This window comes from Brevundimonas sp. (assembly GCF_036659295.1).
Lineage (GTDB): Bacteria > Pseudomonadota > Alphaproteobacteria > Caulobacterales > Caulobacteraceae > Brevundimonas.
In genome coordinates, this window is record NZ_JAVXCU010000109.1 from 1 (window position 1) to 6355 (window position 6355).

The 6355-nt window shown below is 57.2% G+C and carries 8 protein-coding genes, 1 tRNA gene and 1 riboswitch; of the genes, 8 read left to right on the plus strand and 1 reads right to left on the minus strand.

What is annotated here, in order from left to right; all coding sequences use genetic code 11:
• The 7 genes from RSB01_RS12980 to RSB01_RS13010 form a co-directional block, all read left to right on the plus strand.
• A partial coding sequence (locus RSB01_RS12980; RefSeq protein WP_332625612.1) for a S16 family serine protease occupies nucleotides 1–230 on the plus strand: 230 nt, incomplete at its 5' end.
• A 102-nt stretch (nucleotides 231–332) separates the two neighbouring features.
• Nucleotides 333–611, plus strand: a complete 279-nt coding sequence (locus tag RSB01_RS12985; RefSeq protein WP_332620193.1) for an HU family DNA-binding protein — start codon at nucleotides 333–335, stop codon at nucleotides 609–611.
• Nucleotides 612–664: 53 nt separating this feature from the next.
• Nucleotides 665–741: transfer RNA gene (locus RSB01_RS12990), tRNA-Val, on the plus strand.
• Nucleotides 742–854: 113 nt separating this feature from the next.
• Nucleotides 855–1286, plus strand: coding sequence for an organic hydroperoxide resistance protein (locus tag RSB01_RS12995; protein ID WP_332620187.1), 432 nt, complete (start codon nucleotides 855–857; stop codon nucleotides 1284–1286).
• Nucleotides 1287–1300: 14 nt separating this feature from the next.
• Nucleotides 1301–2278, plus strand: a complete 978-nt coding sequence (locus RSB01_RS13000; protein WP_332620188.1) for a zinc-binding dehydrogenase — start codon at nucleotides 1301–1303, stop codon at nucleotides 2276–2278.
• A gap of 40 nt (nucleotides 2279–2318) precedes the next feature.
• Nucleotides 2319–2621 carry a hypothetical protein gene (locus RSB01_RS13005; RefSeq protein WP_332620189.1) on the plus strand — a complete coding sequence of 101 codons (303 nt, stop codon included), beginning with the start codon at nucleotides 2319–2321 and terminating at the stop codon, nucleotides 2619–2621.
• Entirely contained in the window at nucleotides 2615–2899 is a 285-nt protein-coding gene (locus RSB01_RS13010) for a hypothetical protein (RefSeq protein WP_332620191.1), read from the plus strand. The genes RSB01_RS13005 and RSB01_RS13010 overlap by 7 nt, the downstream gene beginning before the upstream one ends.
• Nucleotides 2900–3734: 835 nt before the next feature.
• On the opposite strand, the gene cobU is transcribed toward RSB01_RS13010, so the two are convergent.
• On the minus strand, nucleotides 3735–4259 hold the full coding sequence (cobU, locus tag RSB01_RS13015; protein ID WP_332620346.1) for a bifunctional adenosylcobinamide kinase/adenosylcobinamide-phosphate guanylyltransferase: 525 nt from the start codon (nucleotides 4257–4259) through the stop codon (nucleotides 3735–3737).
• A gap of 37 nt (nucleotides 4260–4296) precedes the next feature.
• Nucleotides 4297–4502: riboswitch (cobalamin riboswitch) on the plus strand.
• Nucleotides 4503–4635: 133 nt separating this feature from the next.
• Here cobU and RSB01_RS13020 point away from each other — a divergent pair.
• Nucleotides 4636–6355: TonB-dependent receptor (locus RSB01_RS13020; RefSeq protein WP_332625613.1), on the plus strand; the 1720-nt coding region annotated here is incomplete at its 3' end.

Here is a 6355-nt window from a genome sequence, read left to right on the forward strand (position 1 = left end):
CTGGTGTGAAGACGGTTCTGATCCCGCAAGAGAACGAGAAAGATCTCGAGGATGTGCCTGACAATGTGAAGGCTGCGCTCGAAATCATCCCGATCTCTACGGCAGACGAGGCTCTGAAATGGTCACTGACGGGCACGCCGACACCTGTCGAGTGGGATGAAGAGGCAGAACCTCTGACACCTGCTGCTGCGCCTGCGGTATCCGGCAGCACGGCATCAGTCAGTCACTGATTGTAGACGAATAATAGAAATGCGGTCCGGTTCTCCGGGCCGCATTTTTTCTTGCCCATCAATGATATGGCTTTGGCGGAATATAAATCGGAGGAGGGGGCTATTATGAGCAAAATCGAACTGATTGGCCGCATAGCCGAAGCGGCAGGCATATCTCGCGAGCAGGCAAAATTAGCGCTCGAATCAGTCACTGACCAAATCGGGCAGCGCCTAAAGGACGGAAAAGACGTGCGTATCGTTGGTTTTGGAAGTTTTTTTGTTACCGAGCGAGCCGCCGGAAAAGCCCGGAATCCCCGTACTGGCGAGACAATTGAGCGGTCGGCATCGCGCACTGCGCGATTTAGAGCGGGGGAGGGATTAAAAAGCCTCTTGAATGGTTAGCCGAATATGGGCAAAGAGACGGCCTCGCAGCGCCGCCACGGCAAAGCGGGAATGGGCGGCTAGCTCAGCTGGTCAGAGCACCTCGTTTACACCGAGGGGGTCGGGGGTTCGAACCCCTCGCCGCCCACCATTTAAAAGCCCGCTTCGGCGGGCTTTTTTGTTGCCTGAACGTAAATCTTCACACCTGAATATCAAGGATATTTTACTGGTGTCTTGCCCCTCGGTCGCTACACAGGATCGACTGTGCGCAACACCGAGGATGGAACGATGAAGGTTTTCTACAAGACCCGCGCCACGGCCACCGGAGGTCGTACAGGACACACTGCGCTGGACGATGGTGGCCTCGCATTAGATCTGGCCCGTCCTGGTTCCACGCATGTGGGGGCCAACCCTGAACAACTGTTTGCTCTCGGCTATGCGGCCTGTTTTGACAGTGCCCTGTCGATGGTAGCCGGACAGATGAAGCTGGTAGCCACCAGCAAGACCTCGGTCGAGGTTGGGATCGGTCAGCGGCCCGATGGCGGCTATACGCTCGACATTGATATCTATGTCGAGACCACTGGCATTGATGCCGAGCAAGCACAGCAGCTTGTCGAGGCGGCGCATAAGGTTTGCCCCTATTCCAATGCGACACGAAACAATGTGGATGTGCGTCTGCACGCCACCGCTCTTTGATGTCGGAGACCGTCATGCGCAGTGCGATCCATCACACGTTCGGTGATCCGGCCGAAGTCCTTGTCCTTGGTGAAAGCTCTATACCGGAACCGGGACCAAGGCAGGTCAGAATCAAAACCATTCTGGCGCCTATACATAATCACGACCTTTGGACTGTGCGCGGGCAGTATGGCTATAAGCCCGCCCTGCCGGCTGTCGGGGGCAGCGAGGCCGTGGGCTTTGTGGATGCGCTTGGCCCAGATGTGTCGGGGATTTCCGTAGGCCAGCGTGTTGCAGTGGCCGGTGTCCACGAAAGCTGGGCAGAGTATTTTCTGGCACCTGCCGGCGGACTGGTTCCGCTTCCTGACGCCATACCTGATGAAGCGGCCTCGCAATTGATCGCCATGCCGTTTAGCGCGATCACCTTGCTGGATTTTCTGAATGTGGAAAGCGGAGACTGGGTGATCCAGAACACTGCCAATGGTGCCGTTGGCAAGACGCTTGCCATGCTGGCCAAGGCACGCGGCATCAATGTCGTTAACCTTGTTCGTCGGGACGCCGGTGTCGACGAGATGGCGCAAACAGGCATTGGTAACGTCGTTTCGACCGCATCTTCCGATTGGAAAGATCGGGTGCGTGCCATCATAGGGGAGGCACCTATCAAGGCCGCTGTCGACTCCATTGGCGGAAAAGCAAGTGGTGACCTGATGGGCCTACTTGGTGAGAACGGACTTCTTGTTTCGTTCGGCACTATGGCCGGAGAACCCATGCAAATACCTTCAGGTGACGTCATCTTTAAACAGGCCGTCGTCAAAGGATTTTGGGGTTCCAAGGTCAGCGACGCCATGCCTGCACCAAAACGGGCCGCGCTGATCGGCGAACTGCTTCAACTGGTTATCGCAGGCGATTTAAAGCTACCGGTGGAAGCTGTGTTCGATCTCGCCCAGATTTCAGAGGCTGTGAAGGCCTCTCTGGCTCCAGGCAAGTCCGGAAAGGTTTTGCTGCGTCCTTGAGGCGACGACAGATCGCCATAATTGTCACTGATCGCAAACCTTGCGACTGAGACGTCCGCAATCGTGCGAACCCACCAAGTACAAGGCGCAGGTCTATGACGTCGCCCTGAACGCCTTCTTCAAGGCTCGCGCGCTGGATGCGGAAAGCCTAGGAAAATCTCGGACGGAGGTGGGCGGGGACATTGCCGAGGCCATGGTCGCTGCGGCAATCAGCGGCGTAACCTACAAGAGCCGCGATCCGGCTACCCTAGCCCACGCCGCTCTCCTGTTGCGTGGGCTAGCTGACCAAGTCGAGCACGACGGCCTCGCCGACCTATCCTGGGGCTATCGGGGGACATGTTGACCCGCCACGCCTGGCGACCCGATATCCGAACGGCCGAAGGGCTCGAGGATCTGGATCTCCGCACCGATGCGATCATTGAGGGAATGATGGGGCCCACGCGGTCCTTATCGGTCGCCGACAAACGCGTCATCGTCTCCTTGTCCTTCGTGCGGATGGCCCTAGAGCATGTCCGGGCCTTAATCGATCAGCATCCCGACAGCGCCGCTGCCCTCTGCGCGATGACGGTCTCAACTCTGACAGTCGGGCTGGAAAACTTCCAGGCCGCGCCCGGAGACTAGGGGGGCTGACAGCACCGCCGAAACGTCTGAATTGCTCGGTCGTTAGCTCCGAGTGAAATCTAGATACCAACCAAAGCGGTAGCGCTGGTATGGTTTGTGAGAGGGGTCAACAATGCTTTGGGTTTCGTGGTTCCATATGCACCAGTGCCACCCCTGCGTGTTTTCATTAACGGCTAGGATTGCGGTCCTGCCCAAGCTCGCAGGTTTAGCGCCTTCATTAAATGGGATGCATCGGTAGGCAGGTTTGATACCCAGATGCGTCAAAGCCCGTTTAATGTCGCCCGTAGAGGTATCTATCCCTGAAGAGCCCGTCAGGCTGAAAGCGTTCTCAGCTGCCTCGTACGTGACTTCACATACTGTAGCGACGACGGCGATGCCGCAATCTCGCTTTGCTCGCCTGGTGCCTCAATCGCTCGATTGATGGCATGCGATATCACAGCGTTATTTTTCGTGCGAGGTGACATCAGGGGAGCAAACCGTAATCGAGTTGACGTGAGGGTTTCATGGAATGGCCCTTACGCGCAAAAGGGCAGGGGTCAATTACCTAAAAGCGGACCTTCAGAGATTCTGAATCTGACTCAAAGCGGCTGTTCGAGATGTCCAGCTCTTGCTTGTTGGGAAATGTATCGGGGGCTGCCCCAAAGGGCATCGGCAGAAGCGCTCGTTTAGAATAGCCGTCAGCCCAACTAAGCTACCTGCGATCTGATCGAATACGTGTGCGAATTAGAGGGGAATGGCGCGGTTCGCAGAGTTTGCGATCAGTCACAATAATAGCAAACATGGGGCGCCATGGCTTTATCGCCTAAGGAATATTATGCGAAATAATTGATAATCATTAGAATGGCTCCAGCTTTAACTTCATTCCGGCAGCGATTAGATATGTGTCGTCACACACGGCAGCCAGTTGTTGATGAAGACGTCCAGCTTCGTCTCTGAAACGGCGACCGAGCGGATTTTCGGGCACGAGCGACCAGCCGACTTCGTTGCTGACCAGCCATAGATGTGCGGCCTTACAGCTAGCCACTGCGTCCACGAGTTCAGATACGGCTTCAGCCAGATCGTGCTCGGCCAGCATCTGGTTGGTCAGCCAAAGTGTCAGGCAGTCAACAACCACAGTGCTGTCGCATGTCTGGCGGCGCAGACTTTCGGCCAGCGCGATCGGTGCCTCTATGGTTTGCCAGCGGTCTGCGCGATCATTTTGGTGCTGCTGGATACGGTCGCGCATTTCGTCATCAAAGGCCTGTGCTGTGACGATCATTACGGGCTTATGGCCGGTCGTTTTGGCGGCTTTTTCAGCGTTGAGTTGTGCAAAACGGCTTTTGCCGGAACGTGAACCGCCCAGAACCAGAATACGACCCATGTTTTCTCTCCGGTTGACCTGAACCACAAGCCGTCCTAGTGGCAATCCTGCGTCAGGTTCCCCTAACGGGGATTCAAAGGGAACGGAGTTAGAAACTCCGGCTGTTCCCGCAACTGTAAGCGGCTAGCCCGCGCGTCATACGCCACTGGACATCGAAATGGCTACGGCCTCGATGCTGGGAAGGCGACGCGCACCGGCATTGATCCGCAAGCCAGGAGACCTGCCTGACGCCGTCGTTCTCCACGCGGTCGGGATGTGCCGTGCGGTCGAGGAAACTCGCGTGACGACCATGGACTTTAACCCGCTTGCGCGGTCGTTTCTGCATGGCTCATGGTTATGCAAGGCGGCGGCGTTTGCATCGCTATGGGATACATAGATGCGTCGTCTTTCGACTGTACAAATTGCTGTTGCCGCCCTCCTCGCGGCCTCGCCTGCCTTTGCTTACGAAGCTGATCAACAAGCTTCGCTTCCTGACGTTGCCGGTCGCTCCGGCGCGACCGCCGTGGAAGATGTTGTGGTTACCGCCAACCGTTCGGCCCAGCCGGTAGAGCGCGTTGGTGCATCGGTCACCATCCTGACGCACGCCGCTATCGAAAATGCCCAGACGCCGGCCGTCTCGGAACTGCTCGTTCAGACACCGGGCGTCAGCTACAACCGCAATGGCGGCGTGGGCACCTCGGCAGGTGTCAGCATCCGTGGCGCTGAAACCCACCACACGGTCGTCATCATTGACGGCGTAAAGCTGAATGACCCCTCCTCCACCCAAGGCGGTTTCAACTTTGGCAACCTGCTGGTTGGCGATACGTCACGCATCGAAGTCCTGCGCGGTGCACAGTCCACGCTATGGGGCAGCCAAGCCATTGGCGGTGTCGTCAATATCGTGACCGCAGAGCCGAGTTCGGCATTTGAAGGCAATGCATCGGCCGAAGCCGGTTCGCATGGCACGACCTATTTCCGTGGTGCTGTGGGCGGTGCCAATGACCGCATCAGCTGGCGTCTGGCCGCCAATCGTTACGATACGGACGGCTATTCGGCCTATGCGCTGGGCAGCGAAGACGACGGTTATACCAATACCAGCCTGTCGGGCCGATTGAATGTAAAGCTGGCCGATGATGTGTCGCTTGATCTGCGTAGCGTCTGGTCGGACGGTCAGAATGATTTTGACGGCTGGGGCGTCGATAGCCGCGAATACGGCAAGACCCGCGAACTGGTGGCCTATGCAGGTCTGAACTTCGGGCTGTTCGATGGTCGTCTGCAAAACCGTATCGGTTACGCCCAGACCACGACCGACCGTGACAACTACAACCCCGACAACAAGCTTCAAACCCTGACATTCGATGCCGAAGGTGAAAACCGTCGCTGGGAATATCAGGGCACGTTTGCCTTTAACGACAATCTGAACACGACGTTCGGCATCGAAAGCGAGCGTTCGGAAATGCGTACGCGTTCGCCGTCGGATTGGTCGATTAATCCTGCCTATGTGAAGGGCAATGCCGATCTGGACAGCGCCTATGCGCAAATCCAGTGGACGGTGTTTGAAGGCCTGACCCTGACAGGTGGTCTGCGTTATGACGACCACGCTCAGTACGGTGACAACCTTCTGGGTCAGGTCGCTGCGGCATGGACACCGAACGAAGGCGTTACCCTTCTGCGTGCCAGCTGGGGTCAGGGTTTCCGCGCACCGGGCCTGTACGAGCTGTATAGTGAATACGGTAATCTGACGCTGGATCCGGAAGAGTTCGACGCATGGGAACTTAGCGTTCAGCAAAAGCTGTTTGACCGCGCCAGTGTCACCCTCACCTACTTCAACCGCGAGGCGGATAACGAAATCCGCTACAACGGTTGCTCGACCGGCTCGACCGACCCTCTGTGCACCGTCAATGGCGTGGGGCGTTGGGGCTATTATGCCAATGCCCTCAAGACCGAAGCCAAGGGCGTCGAGTTCAGTACGGCGATCCAGTTCACAGATGCCCTGACCGTCTCGGCCAACTATACTTGGACCGACGCCCAGATGGCTTCGGGCGACAACAAGGGCAAGCACCTTTCGCGTCGTCCTGAACACATGGGCAACCTGATGGCCGACTATCGCTGGGCCA

Coding starts and splice junctions, on each gene's coding strand:
- RSB01_RS13000 (WP_332620188.1), top strand. CDS start 1,301: ATGCGCAGTGCGATCCATCACACGTTCGGTGATCCGGCCGAAGTCCTT.
- RSB01_RS13010 (WP_332620191.1), top strand. CDS start 2,615: ATGTTGACCCGCCACGCCTGGCGACCCGATATCCGAACGGCCGAAGGG.
- cobU (WP_332620346.1), bottom strand. CDS start 4,259: ATGGGTCGTATTCTGGTTCTGGGCGGTTCACGTTCCGGCAAAAGCCGT.